The 17,853-nt window shown below is 43.8% G+C and carries 16 protein-coding genes; 6 read left to right on the top strand and 10 right to left on the bottom strand.

Annotation, left to right across the window (positions count from 1 at the left end; translation table 11 throughout):
• Positions 1–82: 82 nt before the first annotated feature.
• Positions 83–433, top strand: a complete 351-nt coding sequence (gene nirD / locus I6E84_RS06820; protein WP_197217054.1) for a nitrite reductase small subunit NirD — start codon at positions 83–85, stop codon at positions 431–433.
• Positions 434–582: 149 nt separating this feature from the next.
• On the opposite strand, the gene I6E84_RS06815 is transcribed toward nirD, so the two are convergent.
• Positions 583–1,404 (bottom strand): DODA-type extradiol aromatic ring-opening family dioxygenase, encoded by an 822-nt coding sequence (locus I6E84_RS06815; protein WP_197217052.1) that lies wholly within the window; start codon positions 1,402–1,404, stop codon positions 583–585.
• Between the two features lie 113 nt (positions 1,405–1,517).
• Positions 1,518–1,970: a DoxX family protein gene (locus tag I6E84_RS06810; protein WP_197217050.1), complete on the bottom strand. Its 453-nt coding sequence runs from the start codon at positions 1,968–1,970 to the stop codon at positions 1,518–1,520.
• A gap of 161 nt (positions 1,971–2,131) precedes the next feature.
• Between I6E84_RS06810 and I6E84_RS06805 the strand changes: the two genes are divergently transcribed.
• Positions 2,132–3,058: a LysR family transcriptional regulator gene (locus I6E84_RS06805; RefSeq protein ID WP_197217048.1), complete on the top strand. Its 927-nt coding sequence runs from the start codon at positions 2,132–2,134 to the stop codon at positions 3,056–3,058.
• Between the two features lie 164 nt (positions 3,059–3,222).
• Here the strand turns inward: I6E84_RS06805 and I6E84_RS06800 are convergent, their stop codons facing one another.
• From I6E84_RS06800 to I6E84_RS06775, 6 genes are all read right to left on the bottom strand, one after another.
• Complete coding sequence (locus I6E84_RS06800; protein ID WP_197217046.1) at positions 3,223–3,948, bottom strand: DUF3726 domain-containing protein; 726 nt, start codon at positions 3,946–3,948, stop codon at positions 3,223–3,225.
• Positions 3,932–5,671 (bottom strand): hypothetical protein, encoded by a 1,740-nt coding sequence (locus I6E84_RS06795; protein ID WP_265090853.1) that lies wholly within the window; start codon positions 5,669–5,671, stop codon positions 3,932–3,934. The genes I6E84_RS06800 and I6E84_RS06795 overlap by 17 nt, the downstream gene beginning before the upstream one ends.
• A 150-nt stretch (positions 5,672–5,821) precedes the next feature.
• Entirely contained in the window at positions 5,822–7,513 is a 1,692-nt protein-coding gene (locus tag I6E84_RS06790; RefSeq protein ID WP_197217044.1) for a BCCT family transporter, read from the bottom strand.
• A gap of 176 nt (positions 7,514–7,689) precedes the next feature.
• Positions 7,690–8,679 (bottom strand): membrane dipeptidase, encoded by a 990-nt coding sequence (locus I6E84_RS06785; protein ID WP_197217043.1) that lies wholly within the window; start codon positions 8,677–8,679, stop codon positions 7,690–7,692.
• Between the two features lie 107 nt (positions 8,680–8,786).
• A complete protein-coding gene (locus tag I6E84_RS06780; RefSeq protein ID WP_197217042.1) occupies positions 8,787–10,262 on the bottom strand; it encodes an aldehyde dehydrogenase family protein in 1,476 nt (491 codons plus the stop codon).
• Between the two features lie 59 nt (positions 10,263–10,321).
• Entirely contained in the window at positions 10,322–10,711 is a 390-nt protein-coding gene (locus tag I6E84_RS06775; protein WP_045445827.1) for a RidA family protein, read from the bottom strand.
• 189 nt (positions 10,712–10,900) lie between these two features.
• Between I6E84_RS06775 and I6E84_RS06770 the strand changes: the two genes are divergently transcribed.
• The gene (locus I6E84_RS06770; RefSeq protein ID WP_197217041.1) at positions 10,901–11,791 is read left to right on the top strand and encodes a LysR family transcriptional regulator; all 891 of its coding nucleotides are present in this window, start codon (positions 10,901–10,903) and stop codon (positions 11,789–11,791) included.
• A gap of 151 nt (positions 11,792–11,942) precedes the next feature.
• Here I6E84_RS06770 and I6E84_RS06765 read toward each other — a convergent pair whose 3' ends face one another.
• Positions 11,943–13,181 carry a tRNA-dihydrouridine synthase gene (locus I6E84_RS06765; RefSeq protein ID WP_197217032.1) on the bottom strand — a complete coding sequence of 413 codons (1,239 nt, stop codon included), beginning with the start codon at positions 13,179–13,181 and terminating at the stop codon, positions 11,943–11,945.
• 77 nt (positions 13,182–13,258) lie between these two features.
• A complete protein-coding gene (locus tag I6E84_RS06760) occupies positions 13,259–13,567 on the bottom strand; it encodes an ArsR/SmtB family transcription factor (protein WP_110924327.1) in 309 nt (102 codons plus the stop codon).
• 255 nt (positions 13,568–13,822) lie between these two features.
• Between I6E84_RS06760 and I6E84_RS06755 the strand changes: the two genes are divergently transcribed.
• The 3 genes from I6E84_RS06755 (at position 13,823) to I6E84_RS06745 (ending at position 17,605) form a co-directional block, all read left to right on the top strand.
• Positions 13,823–15,421 carry a phosphoethanolamine--lipid A transferase gene (locus tag I6E84_RS06755; protein WP_320158631.1) on the top strand — a complete coding sequence of 533 codons (1,599 nt, stop codon included), beginning with the start codon at positions 13,823–13,825 and terminating at the stop codon, positions 15,419–15,421.
• 43 nt (positions 15,422–15,464) lie between these two features.
• A complete protein-coding gene (locus tag I6E84_RS06750) occupies positions 15,465–16,151 on the top strand; it encodes a response regulator transcription factor (RefSeq protein WP_197217030.1) in 687 nt (228 codons plus the stop codon).
• 107 nt (positions 16,152–16,258) lie between these two features.
• Complete coding sequence (locus I6E84_RS06745) at positions 16,259–17,605, top strand: sensor histidine kinase (protein ID WP_197217029.1); 1,347 nt, start codon at positions 16,259–16,261, stop codon at positions 17,603–17,605.
• The last annotated feature ends 248 nt before the right edge of the window (positions 17,606–17,853 follow it).

The raw sequence follows: 17,853 nt of genomic DNA, 5'->3' as shown, positions 1-17,853 counted from the left end.
TCATGTTTTGCAACTTGCAGCTTGTCACTCACGATTTATCACTCATACAGAGCAATATTATCATCACTAAGGATACCGCCTCATGAACCAACAGACTATTTGTACACTTGACGATATCATTCCTGAAACTGGTGTGTGTGCACTGATAAATGGCAAACAAATTGCTATTTTTCGCACCAAGCAAAACGATTTATTTGCTCTTGATAACTACGATCCATTCAGTCAAGCCAATGTACTGTCACGGGGGTTGATTGGTGGAACCACGATTACAGATGATACAGGAACAGCAAAAGAGGTACTTTATGTGGCCTCACCCATCTATAAACAGCGCTTTAATCTTGCTACTGGCCAATGTCTAGATGATGAGAGTATTGTGCTCAATACTTATAAATTCAAACTTGATGGAAATAATGTGGTGGCAACATATGAATAATAAGAGACGTTATCCCTCATTTTGAAAACTTTGACATGTCACTAATAATTGCTGTATTAATCTAAAACATCCTTTGAATCTCAGACTCAAAGGATGTTTTAGATTTAATAATCACGCTGAAATACCACGCATTAAACGTTTCAACATATTTAGCCAAACTGAAAGGCTGATATTTGCGTTTTTAGTACTTGTTCAGAATAAACCTTCCGACCATCATCGTGACCTGCTGCCCCTATTATCACCATAAGCGGCAGTAAATGCTCTTCTGCACCTAATACATGTGAATCAAGCGCGTAAGGCGCTTTCGACCAATTCGCAAGGGCTACAAGTCGCTCATCTGAATCTACCGATTCCACAGTATTAGTCAGCCATTCATCAAAATGTTCTGACGGTGCGGTGAAGTTTATATCGTTGTAGCCACGCATATTATGAAAACTCATGCCACTACCGATGATTAGCACGCCCTCTTTACGCAATGATGCCAGCGCTCGACCTGCAGCCAAATGCGCCTTCGGGTCTAGATTGTTACGTAGTGATAGCTGCACCACTGGAATATCGGCCTCAGGATACATCAGCTTTAAGGGTATAAAAGTCCCGTGATCAAAGCCACGCTCCGTATCTTGTTTATTGCTTACCCCTGCCTCTGTCAGTAGCCTGCTGATTTGCTCAGCCAATACTGGCGCGCCACATGCAGGGTAAGTCAGTTGATAGGTATGGTCAGGAAAACCATAATAATCATAAATGAGCTCAGGTTTCGTGCCAGCGGTAATACTAAATTCAGATGTCTGCCAATGCGCACTAACCATCAAAATAGCTTTGGGAGGCTCAGGCAATCGATCAGAAATACTTTTTAAAAATGCAGCCATATTATTCCACGTATCAGCCGGTTGCCAATCCATGAAAAAGCACGGCCCCGCACCATGAGGGATAAAAAATACTGGCTGTGTGACCGAAATCGACTCGTTGCCCATTCGCTTTTACTCCATTATGCTTCACTTTAATGCTCAATAACCCAATAATAAATACCAATGTTTAAGCTGAGAAATGGCTCTAGATGACGCAAGTTTTAAACTGCTGATAGCTATTAAATCTGCTCGACTTTTCCTGATAGCATTTTGTCGATACTGAAACTTCCGCCCCCTTGTATCATTAACGCGAGCGAAGCCACCATTAATGTCAACGCATATTCATAGCCACCATTATCAGCAAATAATCCATTGCCGATATGGACAGAAAAAATAGCCACCAACATGGTAAAGGCTGCGGCTAAAGCGGCTGGTCTGGTTAGCAAACCCAATACCAGAGCAAGACCACCAAAGAATTCAGCGCCGCCTGCCAATATCGCCATTAAGTAACCAGGCTCCATACCCATACTGCTTAACCATTGAGCCGTACCTGCTAGCCCATTACCACCAAACCAACCAAATAGCTTCTGGGCGCCATGGGCTGCCAGAATTAGGCCAACTGGTACACGAAGAACTAAAGCCGCTGCTCCAGCGTTCGATGTCAAAATTTTATTTAGTAGTGATGTTGTCATTGATGCTTACTCCAGAATGTATGATTAAGATAAATAGTGTCGGAAATGATATGGGCACACTTTACTATCAACGATATAAAAGAGTAAGCTAAGTTATATTGAATAATTATCAACGTATTGTTTATAATATATTTGATATTAGGATAAATACAGGAAAAAACATGGATAGAATCGACGCGATGCGTGCCTTTGTAGCAGTCGTGACAGAGGGCAGTTTTAGCAAAGCCGCCATCACGATGCAGCTCTCGCCGCAACTGGTGAGCAAGTATGTGGCAAAGCTAGAGGAGGAACTACATACTCGCCTGCTTAATCGCACTACCCGTAAAGTGAGTATAACTGAGGCTGGTAGCCAATATTTTACGCATGCGCAGCAGGTTTTATTGAGCATTGATGAAATGGCGGCGCAATTAGGCGGCCTACAGCAGCACCCTAAGGGAGTCCTGCGAATCAGCGCGCCTGTCTCGTTTGCCTTAAAGCATATGGCAAGATTGATCACTGATTTTCAAGCAAAATATCCTTCCGTCACCGTTGACCTTCAGCTAAGCGACCGGAAAGTTGATATCGTTGAAGAAGGCTTTGATATTGCACTGCGTATCGGACAGTTAGAGAGCTCATCGCTCATCGCCAAGCAAATCGCACCTATTCGCGTGGTTTTATGCGCATCGCCTGAGTATTTAAAAATCCACGGCGTGCCTAAGAAACTTGAAGATTTGGAAGCGCATCGCTATTTGCATTACAGCTATATGAATGTAGAGACCAAAGGACAAATTTATAAGTACCTAAAAGCAAAACAATTCAAGGAGCATAGTATATTTCGCAGTAACAACGGCGACGTACTCGTTGAGGCAGCCATTGCAGGCGGAGGATTAATATTACAACCGACTTTTATTGCTAGTGATGCACTACATACTGGCAAGTTGGTCGTAGTGTTGCCTGAGTATGAGCCCGACCCTTTGGGCTTATATGCCGTCTATGCGCATAGAAAGCTGCTGCCCCATAAGGTCAGGTGTTTTATTGACTTTATGACAGACTATTATGGCGCTCCGCCATACTGGGATGAGCACATCACGCAAGCGCCAAATAGCTAATTGCTTATTAATATCTAGGCAACCTTATATAAAAGAGTGACAGCGTTAATCTCGCTTGAAGTATCACATACACCTCTGCACTCGGTTGCCTCGTCTCTCTTTTAAACTGAACCAACTATACATAAAGATATTTGATAGAGTAATTAGAAATCTGGCTTTGTATGCTATACGCCTCCCGCGCCTTTACTTGATGCTTCACTATTTTCGACCAATATCGCGGCGGCTGTTGTTCTGAGTATCGCCCATTGTTCATCGTCGACATAGATACCTTCTTTCCACGCGCGCTGATGGGTTGAAAACAGTTCATCTGTTGATATCTTACAATCAAAATTTTGGGTGTCGTGTTCAATATCAAAGTTTTGAGTCGCAATCTCGATAATCATATCATTGGTATTATAATTGGCTTGTGCCTTATCAAAAAAGTATAGATCAGGATAGATAAACCCTTGATTTAACGTGAATAACGTTTGTTTGGGTACAGAGCCATTGTCCCATTTAGCCAGACATGCAAAACCCTTGCTTGCCAATCCTACCAGCTCACTATAAGCCAGCCAACGGTTATGGCAGTTCTGCAAATAAATATGAAAATGCGTTAGATCACCCATTTTTTCAAGAGCATAATCAATGATAGTCGGCAAGTGACAAGCCAAACTGTTACCATGCAAATCTAAACGAATAGCGCCTTCCTCTTGATGGACGATATCGATGGGCGTATCACGTTCAATTAAGATATACGGACTGGCATTATTAAAATGTCTGATACCATCCAAGCCCGCCATCTGTAGCTCAGCGACCATGGTGGCTATCACGTCAGCCTCGCCCACCTCTCTGTGCAGCCCAGTAAAGGCTTTGTATACCATCGCGACGATTTCATTATGCGATACGATCATGAGTCAAACCTCCCTGCTCTGTCGACAAATCGGGTAGTAATGGAAACAGCCATTCATCACTATGCACTTCTGCAAATAAAGGCGCACCTTGAAACAAGGTAATCCGCACCCAACGATCTGATCTCGGATCAAATTTCGTCGCACCAAACATCGATAATTTACACCGTAACAGATGCATGGGTAATGCGGTTTTATGCAAGACATTCATCTGAATATCACCCAATGGTTTATGCCCCATCGTCCAAACGCGACGTGCAATTGCCCGATATTTGGGCTGATTTAAGATAAACTCGGATATCAGTTGTTGGGCTTTGGCTTGTTTGAGGGCAAAATACAATCTGTTTACTTGCCGTGCAATGTCTAATGCCAGCTCACGATCCGCGCCAGGCTCTTGCCCGCGTACACCCATGCGCGGCTCTTCTTTATCCACCGAACGATACCAAAACCAATGGCTATTGTCAGGTTGGCTAAAATCAATATTAATCGCCCACTGATAATGTAATTCTAAGACATCGAGCAAGTCTTGGATGACTTTACCCTTCGGTAGCGACAAGGTTTCATCGGCATTTATCTTTTTTTGAAACGCATCGACACGCTCAGGATACAACTCCATCAAACAAGAAATGATGACCTCTTGGCTCTCAAAACTCAAATCATGATGCGCTTGCAAAAACTCTGCCCATGTCGCGTAATTATTAATACTTATCATCAAATTGTTTTGTAGTACTGTTAACTCTGTGACGACCGCTTCATTGAGTTTTATTTGCTGCTCATTGATAGTAACGATTTCGCTAAAATGCTGAATGGCACGTTTGATTAAACTCGCAAAATACGCGGTTTCTTTGGGTTCCACCTGACAGACCAATGTCGCTTGCAATGCCTCTTCACGCGTCGCAAGCCATTGGTCAACGACACAAGGATGGTTGATTAAGTACGGTGCCATACCCAGACCCGTAGCATTACCAATCCCAAGATAACGCTTAATCTCTGGATGCAGCTTGACTGCATTGCTGCCACCTTTTTGCTTTGCCAAATAATCAACCCAATCTAAGCTAAACTCGCGCAGCAGGTAGACGGCACACATCTGTGCCCGAAACGATTGATCAAAGTCTTCACTATGCTCCAACGGCTTAAAATCATAAATACCAAACTTACCATTGCCATAGACAGCAGTGGTACGCAAGATATAACCCACTTGAGCGAGTACATCCAAATCTGGTTGCTGACCGGCAGCGAGTGAGCTCACAATATGATCAAAGACCCTGACGCTCTTATTTGCTCGTGCCAGCACCATCACCATATTAGAGTTGCGACCTGCTTCTTGTAGCGGCACATTAGCTTGTAGATTATCTAATAGTTCTTCACTTATCTCGCCGAACACCAGACCAAAGGTGACATCCCACTTTTGAGCAATCACCCTATCGTTACGCTCTTCATCAGCCAGCTCATTACAGAAAACCACCAGATGATACAAGTGCTCTGGAGTATTGAGGCGATAGATAACTTTGCCGTAACCTTGTTCATCCAAATCCCATAAGTGCGTACTGAGTGTCCATTTTTCTTTGTCAATTTTACGTAGTAGTGTGCGCACAAAGCTAATACGGGTCTGGTGCATTGCGCCCAATCTTTCTGCATTCATAATCACATCACGAGTACGAAAACCCGTACTAAGCGAAGGTGGTTTGACGTTACTGTTTTCGTTATTTGCATAAACCATATTCATAATTTCACTACCTTACCTAATATACCGAGCCAGCAGCTTCGTTAATAATCTCAATGATGATATCTATTGGTAAATATAAAATTAGCGGTGTAGGTGATGGCTGTCTCATATTTACCGTTTAGTGCTTCAGTGCTTCAGTGCTTCAGTGCTTCAATCAATTTTTTCAGCCAATTTTTCCTGAGCACGTTTTTCTTCACTAATTTTATGTCTGGTTTCTACCTTATTGGGACGATACAAGTCTTGCTCTCGTGCCATTTGCTGAGCAATCTGTGGCCCATTCCATAATGAAGGCAACAATACAAAAGAGACTGGCACGGCGGTAATCACGATAAAGGACTGCAACGCTGTCACGCCGCCCGAACCTAGAGAGATTAAAACAATCGCCGTTACACCCATCATAATGCCCCAAAAGGTGCGAATCATGGCGTTCGGCTCACGCTCGCCACTGATGACCACACTGATGGTATAAGTCATCGAGTCGCCAGTGGTCACGATAAATACCGTCGTCAAAATCAAGAACAATATCGAGGTAATCAAAGGAAATGGTAGTTGCTGCGTGACGGCTAATAATGCACCGGGTAGATTGAAGCCTTCAAATGCACTACTGACACTACCAGGGTTGGCAATCTCGAATGCTAAACCAGAACCACCAACGACGGTGAACCAAAAGCACGTCACGAGCGGTGCAATAATACAAACGGTGGTAATTAATTGGCGAATCGTACGACCACGTGAGATGCGAGCGATAAAGATGGCCATCATCGGGCCATAGCCTAAAAACCAACCCCAAAAGAACACTGTCCAACCGCCAAGCCAACCTTCATCACCGCGAAACGTCGCCATTGGGATAAAGTTATCGACCATCGTACCGACACCTTGGATATAACCATTCACGATAAAGTTGGTCGGCCCAAATATCAGAATAAAGAGCATCAGGGCAACCGCCAATATGACATTAAAGCGGCTGAGCAACTGCATGCCTCGAGCAAGCCCACTGATCGCTGATAAGGTATAAAGCGCAATAGCAAATACAATAATGATGAGCTGAGTGGTAAACGTATCAGGGATACCAAACAAGGTGTTGAGTGCATAGCTGGTTTGTAGACCCAGAAAACCGATAGGACCAATCGTACCAGCGGCGACGGCGACGATACAGCAAGCATCGATAATCGCGCCCGTTTGACCAGTGAGTACGCGCTCACCAAACATAGGATAAAGAAGCGTACGAGGCTTCAGCGGCAAGCCTTTGTCATAATGCAGATGCATGACCACAATCGCTGTCAAACTACCGACAATCGACCACGCCAAAAATCCCCAGTGCATAAAAGACTGTGATAAGGCATTAAAAGCCCGTTGTTGTAAGTCTGGTGACTCACCATATAACGGAGGTGCTGAAACGAAATGAGCAATGGGTTCTGCCGCAGCCCAAAAAACCCCGCCGCCAGCCAGCAACGTACAAAACAGAATAGCCATCCATTTGAAATTGTCCATTTCAGGCTTTGGTAAATTACCCAAGATGACACGGCCAGTCCGACCTGCGCCAACCGCTAACGCGATAACAAAAGTGGCAAGAAGCAAAATTTGCCAGAAAGGACCGAAAACATTAGCCGACCATTGAAAACCAACATCAACGATCGTGGCTAACTGCGCTTCTGCAAAAATTGCCATGAGCACAAAGATCGTAATAAAGCCGCCACTGTACCAAAATGCAGGGTTTTTAAGCCCTAGCGTGTCAGCATCTGTAGAAATTAATGTGCTAGTGACCTTTTCCGCCTCTTTATCTGTATTGGCAGCGCTTGAGCGTCCTTGCTCATCTTGATTAAATCCCTTTAAATCGGCCATGATGTGGCTCCATATGCTAACGTTTCGTTATTTAAATCAGGTGCATAGCAATGATGATATATCTAAACAACCTCGCTATACTGTCTACTTCAAAAGGTTTTATGCTATAAAACGTCTGTCTTCTTATAGCGATTTCGAGTAACCGTTGATTGAAACACTATTTTCAGACTGAGTGGTTAAGACAAAGGCTTTAAGCCTTGCTCTAAAAAATCGAACCAGTTTTGACCGATGACTTTTCCAGCATCACTTTCATTAAAACCGTGCTTTAGCAGACCGTTATAGATATTTTCCATGCCGTCTTTGCCAGCGAACCATGGCAAAGTATCTGGCCAACCTGAATTATTGGCATTGCCTTCACCATAATCCATCGCTTTTGACCAGCGACCATTGCGCATCCACTCAAGCACGGCTTGCGGTTGATTGAGACATAAATCACTGCCAATCGCTAAATGTTCGACGCCATATTTATCAGCACAATTGGCAATCATGGTGCAAAAGTCATCAAGCGTACATGCGCTGCCATTTGGCAAATGGAACGGATATAAACTAAACCCTAACAACCCGCCTGCTTGGGTCAAGGCACTGATGACCGTATCCGATTTATTACGCAAGGCCTCATGAGCCGTGGTTGGATTGGCATGGCTGATGCATATCGGACGCGATGACACTTCTATCGCTTCTAGTGTTGAGCGCTCAGCGCTGTGTGACATGTCAATAATCATACCGACACGATTCATCTCAGCGATGGCTTGCTGACCAAATCGGGTGATGCCACTGTCATTCTGCTCATAGCAACCTGTCGCTAGTAAGCTCTGGTTGTTGTAAGTCAGCTGCATAATCAATAGACCTAAACGCCGCATCACGCTAATCAGACCAATTTCGTCATCGATTGGTGAGCAGTTCTGCGCGCCAAAAAAGATGCCAACTTTGCCTTGCTCTTTTGCCATCTTGATATCAGCCACTGAGTACACGGGCAAGATAAGATCTGAGTTTTGCTCAAAGCGTGCATGCCATTCAGCAAAGCGGGTTGTGGTTTGGCGAGCGTCTTCGTGATAGACCAAGGTGGCATGTACCGCATTAATACCACTGGCTTGTAGCATCTTGAAGTAGTCGCGATCCCAATGGCTATACTGTAATCCGTCAATGACGATATGGTCTTGGTACATATCAATTCCCTTTAATACTTTTATAAGTGACCGCTATCATTTGCTATTAAGTGCGTGTTCACACCCTGTCGCGTCGATAGTGGCTAACATGCTTGTCAAGAAGGTCTCTAATACGCTTTTTGATAAGCGGTTTTGACGATGGTATAGAACTCTTTGGCATATTGACCTTGCTCACGCGGGCCAAAGCTTGACTGTTTACGGCCACCAAATGGTACGTGATAATCCGTACCTGCAGTCGCTAGATTGACCATGACACAGCCTGCTTGTACTTGCTCTTTGAACATCGCACTGCTGCGCAAGCTCTGAGTGATGATGCCGCCCGTCAGACCAAAGCGCGTATCATTGGTCATCGCAATCGCTTCTTCTAGGCTTTTGACACGCAAGACACACGCCAGCGGTGCAAACACTTCTTCTTGGTTGATACCCCAGCTGTTATCCGTCTCAGTAAATAACGTCGGCGACATATAGTAGCCGTCATGCGGCATCTCTAAACGCTCACCGCCAAACGCTAAATTGGCACCAGATTGCTTGGCTTTTTCGATCCAGTCCATATTTGATGCCAGTTGCTTATCATCGACGACAGGCCCCATAAATATGCCGTCTTCAAGCGCATGGCCAACTTTTAGGGTTTTCATTTTGGCAATCACACCGTCTACAAACGCATCATGAATACCGTCCATCACAATAAGACGTGAAGAAGCCGTACATTTCTGACCCGAACCGCCAAACGCACCAGCCACTGCTGCATCGATAGCGACTTGCAAATCGGCATCGTCAGCGATAACCAAGGCGTTTTTGCTGCCCATCTCAAGCTGACAACGGATAAAGTTTGGTGCAGTAGCAGCAGCGACTTTGCGACCTGTTGGTACAGAACCTGTAAAGCTAACGGCGTCGATGTCTGTAGAATTGATGAGGGCATCACCGACTGACGAGCCGCCACCCAACAGCAAGTTAAACGTACCTTCAGGTAGGCCTTGACGGTGAATAATTTCAGCCAATGCCACTGCGCTAGCTGGCGTTAAATTTGCAGGCTTCCAAATGACAGTGTTACCAAAGGCCAAAGCTGGCGCGATTTTCCATACAGCAGTGGCAGTTGGAAAGTTCCAAGGTGAGATAATTGCAACCACACCGACTGCTTCGCGGGTAACTTCGACCTTAACACCAGGACGCACTGAATCAGCCGTATCACCCATTTGACGCAACACTTCAGCCGCATAGTAATGAAAGAACTGGCCTGCACGATAAATCTCACCGCGACCTTCCGCAAACGGCTTACCTTCTTCAAGAGACAACAGCGTACCTAGCTCATCACAGCGAGCAATCATTTCATCGCCAATCGCTTGTAGGATAGACTGCTTTTTTTCTAAAGGAGTCGCTTCCCACTTTGGCTGGGCTTGACGCGCCGCCGCAATGGCATCTTTGACTTGATCGCTACTGGCTTGTGCAAACTCGCCGATAGTTTCAGTGATATCAGATGGGTTAATATTGGCAACGGTATTTACGCCTGCCTGCCATTCACCATTGATGTAAAGTGATTTGGTTGGGTCTTGCTGCAATATCTGTTGGGCGGTGTGAGCTGACATAAGAGCTTCCTTGATAAAGTATTAAATATTTGATTTATTGACTAGAGTACATTCAAAATTTAGGGCACAGCGGCATATACGACCAACTCAACCAGCATCTCTTCACGAGCCAATCCGGCTATCACCAGCGCCGCACGATTTGGATAGGGTGCTTCAAAGTATTCAGCATAGACTTGATTGACTGTTTTTAGATAGTCGCGATCGGTCACATAAATCATGACCTGTAATACCGAATCCATGCCAACATTGGCACATTCTAATGTGTGCTTAAGATTGTCTAGCGTTTGACGGGTTTGCGCTTCAATACCACCTGCAACCACATCACCATTTTCATCGATAGGAATCTGCGCAGTGTACAACGTACCATTGCTGGTGATTGCCCATTCTAAAGGGGCTTTAGATGCATAAAGTGAGGTTTTGATAGCTTGTTTGGTTGAATGAGTCGTCATGTCGTCAGATCCTTTGATAAGTGGTTTCAGCAGTAAGCGATCTGAAATTTATTTAATCATTGCCAACTGCTATATAACTTATCCTACTTAATTAATAACGATAAATCTAACTAATTAAATTTTAATCTTGATAGATTTAATCTATCATTTAAGATAAGTTATTGAATAATAGTCTTGGATGATCTGAATATGAAGCTACAGCAATTACGACATTTTTTATTTGTGGTAGAAGAAGGCGGCTTTCGTGCGGCGGCTGATCGCGCTAACCGTTCGCAAGCCGCTTTATCAGCCTCGATAAAGGAATTAGAAAAAACGTTAGGTCAGCGTTTATTTGAAGTGGGAAACAAAGCCATATTGACGCCCTTTGGTGAAACCTGCTTACCAAAAATGGAGCAGTTTCTTACTGTTTATCAAGCGCTAGAAGACGATCTTAGAGCCTCTGCATCTGGCGATAAAGGTAAAATTAGAATTGCAAGCGTGCCATCACTAGTGACTAAATTATTACCTAGCGTGTTGGTCGAATACTCAAAAAAATATCCTGATATAGAGATTGTATTGATAGATGATAACTCTGTCGGTGTGGCCAATCGGTTATTGGCCGGTGAGATAGATTTGGCATTGGGCAATTGCACCAGTATTGATAAAGCAAATATAGATTTCACCTTATTAATATCAGACCCCATTGGCGTTGTCTGCCTTAAAGCCAATGAACTGAACAACGAGTTAAATCAGGTGCAAGGGCTAACATGGCAACAACTCATGTCGCAGCCGTTTATCTATAATGGCACTTGCAGATTGCTCGAAAACACACCGGCCGAGGCGCTCAATCGCAGGGCAAGATATACGGTAGAAAACATCACATCGCTATTTTCTTTATTGCGTAATGATTTGGGTATCACTACTCTACCCAAGCTTGCCTTCCCTGCTAATGAGCCCGAATTGGTTTGGATAGATTTAGTTGACCCTTCTTTAAACCGACAGATCGGTATCTTTAAACTCGCCAATAAATCTATCTCTCCGCCCGCCCAAGCATTTTATAATCTCTGTGTGACGTATGTTCAAGAGAACTACTGGCTGTAGAGTGGCAAGCTTTACTCTGAAGAAGAAAACCAGGACCTAAAATCAAGGCGTCTTGCGTTAGATATAGTCAGCGAACTGCTAAACGGTTACGGCGTTACCCTCATTAGATGTACTACTTGTACAATCTGCAATCGGCTGCCTTGTACCCATTTTATAATTCTTTGACTATACGACCAAAAGCCTGACGCCACTCAGCACAACGAGCCTCATCTCTCGCATCATAAATACTCATAGCAGATTTTAGATCTAAATCGAATGCATCCTCATTATCTTCTGCAAGTGCCGTCAATCGCATTGAATACCAAGCCGTCACACCGCCCGGAGGATTGATGGCAAACCTTGGTAGTTTTGGATCACCACCTTCAGCACTTAACCAATCATTGGCCAGACTGGGATTTACTGCCATACCACGGCCTATACTCACCATATCGACCGCACCATTCGCAATAGCGTCGATGGCTTGCTGGCGCGTCTTAAAACCGCCCGTCGCAATAATAGGAATACCTGTTATCTGCTTGGCACGCTGGGCAAACTCAATAAAGTAAGGGCCGCTACCAGAGCTACTGTCTGAGCTTGCAGGCGCTCCTGGGAAATAAGTACCACCGCTGATATCAATCAGGTCGATAGACGTCTGATCGAGGATACCAATCATTTTCATGGCATCAGCTTCTGTTAGGCCACCTTCTAATTGATCTGTTGAGTTTATCTTAATACCAATGGGGAATGCATCGCCCACCGCTTCTCTAACGGCTTCTATCACCTCATGCACGACACGGAATCTTCCTTCTACAGAGCCACCGTATCCATCAGTGCGTCGATTGAACAACGGAGATAAAAACTGACTTAACAGAAAACCATGTCCTGCATGTATTTGAACGCCACCGAATCCTGCCTCTTTAGCAATAAGCGCTGCGTTTGCATACATAGCTGGTAACGCCTCGATATCTTCTATACTCATTCCTTCGCATTGTAATTCTGCCAGATCTAATGCAGAGGGACCTTTGGGTTTACTAACAGGCAAATATGACAATGCACCAGCGTGTCCAAGCTGCGGCCAAAGATGTGCACCATTAATAGATCCGCGACGTGCCAAATCCTGTAATGCCTCGATATCTGAATTTGGGTTTAGTACTAAATTGCCAGGCTTCTCAGGATAATGAGGAGTACCTTGTACTTCGCCAATCAATGACAATGCGACGCCGCCTTGCGCCCAGTGCTCATAAAGACGTGATTGAGCATCCGTTGCATTACCACACCCATCACCGAGAGAATCTGACATTGCGGCCTTCACCATTCGGTTTTTGAGCACTACCCCGCAAGGCAGTTCAAGCGGCTTACCTAATGTTTCTGCTAGGTTGCTTGGATTAAGTTTGGTCATCGTTTGTTTCATCGGGACACTCCATCGTTATATCGAAATATATCGATATTATATTTTAAAAATCTATTTTAGGCTGAGAAGACAGTGTATCAAAGCTTTAGCAGTTCTTTCTCAACCTCGTTGAGAAAAGCTTTAATATTAGCCTCATCGCGTTGATAAAATGTCCATTGTCCATGGCGTTCAGCAATGACCAATCCTGCTTTTTTTAATACACCCATGTAATTTGAAATGGTTGATTGTGACAATCCTGCTTTTTCTTGGATATATGCCACACACACACCGTCTAAATCAGCGTGCTCTGGTAATGAGGCTGGAAAGTTCGACCTGTCTTTTAGCCATTCAAGGATTTGACGCCGCATGGGATTATTAAGGGCGGATATTACATTTTCTATATTCATAAATCATGGTATCTCGATATACTATCAAAAGTCAATTACTTCTCTAGCACAACCTTGATTAATAATTTAATCAATCATAGCGTCCTATTAAAAAACCAGCTACCTTAACGTCTTCTTAACAGGCCCCTTGTTATGGTGAGGAATATATTCCCTATAACGCTGTTGAGAAGCCAGATTATGTCAATACCTCAATTAATTAGCACTAATGACACTAAAACTTATACTAAAAATAGCGATATAAGCAGAATAAGCAAAGTGTCTAATCGCGAGATTAATCTCCATTATTTGATTATAATCGTTGCGCTCTACTTGGTCGCCACGGCGAATATTGGCTTTTTTGAGCAAGTGCTGAATATTTATCCCTTTCGAACGCATATTGCTTTTATAACATCCCTCACAGGTCTGTTATTCGGACTCATGTGGCTACTATTTCAGTTGCTATGCTATCGACCAATTGCAAAGACCGTGCTGATTTCGATGGTATTGATAGCTGCTGTATGCGGGTACTTTACGGATGCTTACGGCACGATATTTGACACCAACATGCTGATCAATAGTATGGAAACGGACCAAGCCGAAGTAACGGGCCTGATGGCACCAAGCTTTTTTATTCGTCTTATTTTATTGGGCATCATACCCGCTTTTATTATTGCCAAAACCCCTATAAAACGCAGTCCTTTACGTCGTGCTGTCTTACAACGCATTATAACTTTGATACTGTCGCTTGCGTTTATAGGCGCATGCCTTTTGCCCTTGGGCGATCAATATGCCACCTTTTTCCGTCAACACAAAATAATCCGTAGCTACGCCAACCCCATCACCCCTGTCTATTCTGTTATCAAACTGGGCACTGATTACGTTGATGAACTACGTCGGCCTGACACGTTGATACTGCATGCGACCGATGCCAAGCGCCTAGCACCTGCCGCAAAACCTAAGCTGATGGTCTTTGTCGTCGGTGAAACCGCCCGTGCCGATCATATTAGTCTCAACGGTTATCAGCGCGACACCATGCCATTACTGGCTAGCCAGCCAGACATTTATAGTTTCAAAAAAGCCACTTCTTGCGGGACATCTACCGCTTACTCGGTACCTTGTATGTTCAGTTATGCAAATAGAGAAAACTATGATTCTAAGAATGCAAACTATAATGAAAACGTACTGGACACGCTACATAAACAAGGCGTCAACGTCATTTGGCGAGACAACAACTCTAGCTCTAAAGGTGTGGCCGATCGCGTCACGTTTGAAGACTACAAAACGGCTGAGACTAACCCTAATTGCGATGTTGAATGCCGAGATATTGGTATGCTCGATGGTTTTGACAAACTTGTTAAGTCAAGCGAAACACCTAAAGACACTCTTATTTTACTGCATCAAATGGGCAATCATGGTCCTGCTTATTACCAGCGCTATCCAGCAAACTTTGAGACTTTTAAACCCGTCTGTATGACCAATGAGCTGGCCAAATGCGATGACCAGTCTGTTATCAATGGTTACGATAATGCCATTCGTTATACCGATTACTTCTTAGATAACGTTATTGATACGCTAAAAAATTATGAGCAAGACTATGATGTGGTGATGGTATATATCAGTGATCATGGCGAGAGCTTAGGAGAAAACAATATTTATTTGCATGGCCTACCCTATAGTATTGCACCCGATGCCCAAAAGCAGGTACCCGTCATCATTTGGTCACCTACTAGCAATAGTATTGATAGCCATAGTCTTGCTCGTATGGCCGATCAGCTCGTATCACATGATTTCATTACGCCCACTTTACTCAGTTTCTTCGGTATCATGACCGATGAAGTCGCAGCAGAACCCACTTTTTTTAAGCTGGCCAGTTAGCGTTTTAATCCATTCACGACTGGCATTTATGCACGAGATATCTATGTACAAAATACTTATTATTGAAGATAATCCTGATATTGTGGCCAATATTTATGCTTTTTTTGAGCCAAAAGGCTTTGAGTTGGATAATGCTCATAACGGTATTAGCGGCTTGACGCTCGCTGCTAATAATCGTTATGACGTGATTTTATTAGATGTGATGCTACCTGGCATGGACGGTACAAAACTGTGTAAAAAGCTAAGAGATGAGCTACATAATAAAACTCCTGTACTCATGCTGACGGCGCGCGATACTATTTCAGATAAAGTCGCAGGATTCGATAGTGGTGCCGATGATTATCTGGTTAAGCCCTTTTCTTTAGTAGAACTAGAGTCACGCATCAAAGCCCTTATACGTCGACATCAAGACGACCACTTCCGGCATAGTATAGAAGTCGGCAAGCTGTCGTTAAACACGGAAGAGCACACCATTACACGTGAAGGACAGTCGCTAAAACTCACGCCAACAGGCTTTAAGATACTAAATGTGCTCATGAGCACTTCGCCTAGAGTCGTCAGCAAAAACGAGCTAGAAGAAAAGGTATGGGGTGAGGACATTCCTAGTAGCGATGCCCTGCGCACACATATGCATGGTGTACGTGCACAAGTTGATAAACCCTTTGTACAAGCCATGATAGTCACGATACCTGGTGTCGGTTACCAAATCATTGATCCAGATAAAATATAAAATCCGCTGATAGCTTTAACAATCTGCCCTTGTGATAAAAAATATTTAGCTATTTGTATGACCACATCACTTTCTTCCTTCCTGCCTTTCATTACGAAGTAAATACCATGTTTAGTATCGACTCCATCGTTAACAAATTTCGAATCTCGTACTTCTTATTTGCCTTATTGCTTTGCGCAACTTTCGTCAGTATTTTTCTGTACGCGGAGAGCAGAATAGAACAGGAGTTGGTCAAGGCTCGTCTATTACAGCAGCTTGATCTTAGTCAAGAGAAGTACGGCGATCAGCCTATTTACACTGCCGACCCAGGTATTAAAATTTACCGCTACGATGTTGCACCTGCCAATCTACAGGCATTAGCGAATGAAAAAGTGCAAGAAATATCGGTCACTATCAACGATGAGTCTGGCAAAACCCACGCCAACCTTCACTTTTTTATCGATCAGCAAGGTGAGCAAGCTTATATCTTAACCTACGTAGAAGGGGTTGAGATGGTGATGAGTCACTATCCGGTTCTAGAAATCTTTGAAAGCTTAGAAGATATTTTTGCCAATGCCTTGAGAGCGGCTGTCATTTTGAGTTTATTAATCGCAGCGATATTCTCTCAGCTGTCCTCTAGGCAAATCACCAAACCACTATTAGACTTAAAAAAAGCCGTAGAGACCGATCATCAAAACCTATCCCAACTAACACATATACCTTCAGAGGTTGGCGTCTTGGCTCGAGCTATCGATGACAAAAACCATAAGCTAGAGCAATATCTAAAGCGTGAGCAGTTGTTTACAGGCGATGTCAGCCATGAGCTGCGCACCCCTTTGACTATTATCATGGGGGCATCAGAGGTACTGGCCTCACAATTAGAACATGACAGTCACTTAAGTGAATTTACTAACCGCATTAGCAATACCGCTAAGGAAACTTCTGAGATTATCAGTGCTTTATTATTACTCTCTCGTGCACCTGAAAAACTAGACACACCGCAAACTTCCATCAACGATATTGCCTCAAATGAAGTGGCGCGCTTAAGATACTTGCTACGCAATAAGGCAGTGACTTGCACCGTAATGGCTGAACAAGAATATTTCGCGTACGTACGACCCGAGCTACTAAAAATGGCATTGGGCAATCTAATAAAAAATGCATTTCAATACACTGATGAGGGTGAGGTAATCATTACGATTGATGCCGAAAAAATCACCGTCACGGATACAGGGCTTGGTATTCCTGAAGTGATGATGCCTTTGCTATATGAAAGATTTGAGCGTCTAGAACAACAGAACAATGACCAAAAACTGGATACCGAATCATTGTCAAAAGGTCAGTTTAGCTACCAAGTTGAAGGCAGCGGTTTGGGACTTAGCATCGTGCAACGCATCATGACTCATATGGACTGGCAACTAACGCACCAAGCCAATGAGGCTGGCGGTAGCACATTTAGTATTTATTATACGTAGCCTCTTCTATAGTCAGTCCTCTATAAAAGAATACCAGCTTGAACCTCGCTTGAAGCATTTCATCCACACTTAACAATCGCATAAGTACATCGCATAAATATAAAAAATCAAAAGCATCCCGTCTTAACACTTTCTTAACAGCGCCCCGCTCATACTAATACCCAAGTGCTAACCAGTGACCTCCTACACTGGGATCATTAAAACAATAATTATAGAAATGATTGCACTTGCTCTATATTTTCAGAGAT

Source organism: Psychrobacter sp. SCQQ22, assembly GCF_015864605.1.
Classification (GTDB): domain Bacteria; phylum Pseudomonadota; class Gammaproteobacteria; order Pseudomonadales; family Moraxellaceae; genus Psychrobacter; species Psychrobacter fozii.
This window is presented reverse-complemented; position numbering and strand designations above follow the sequence as displayed.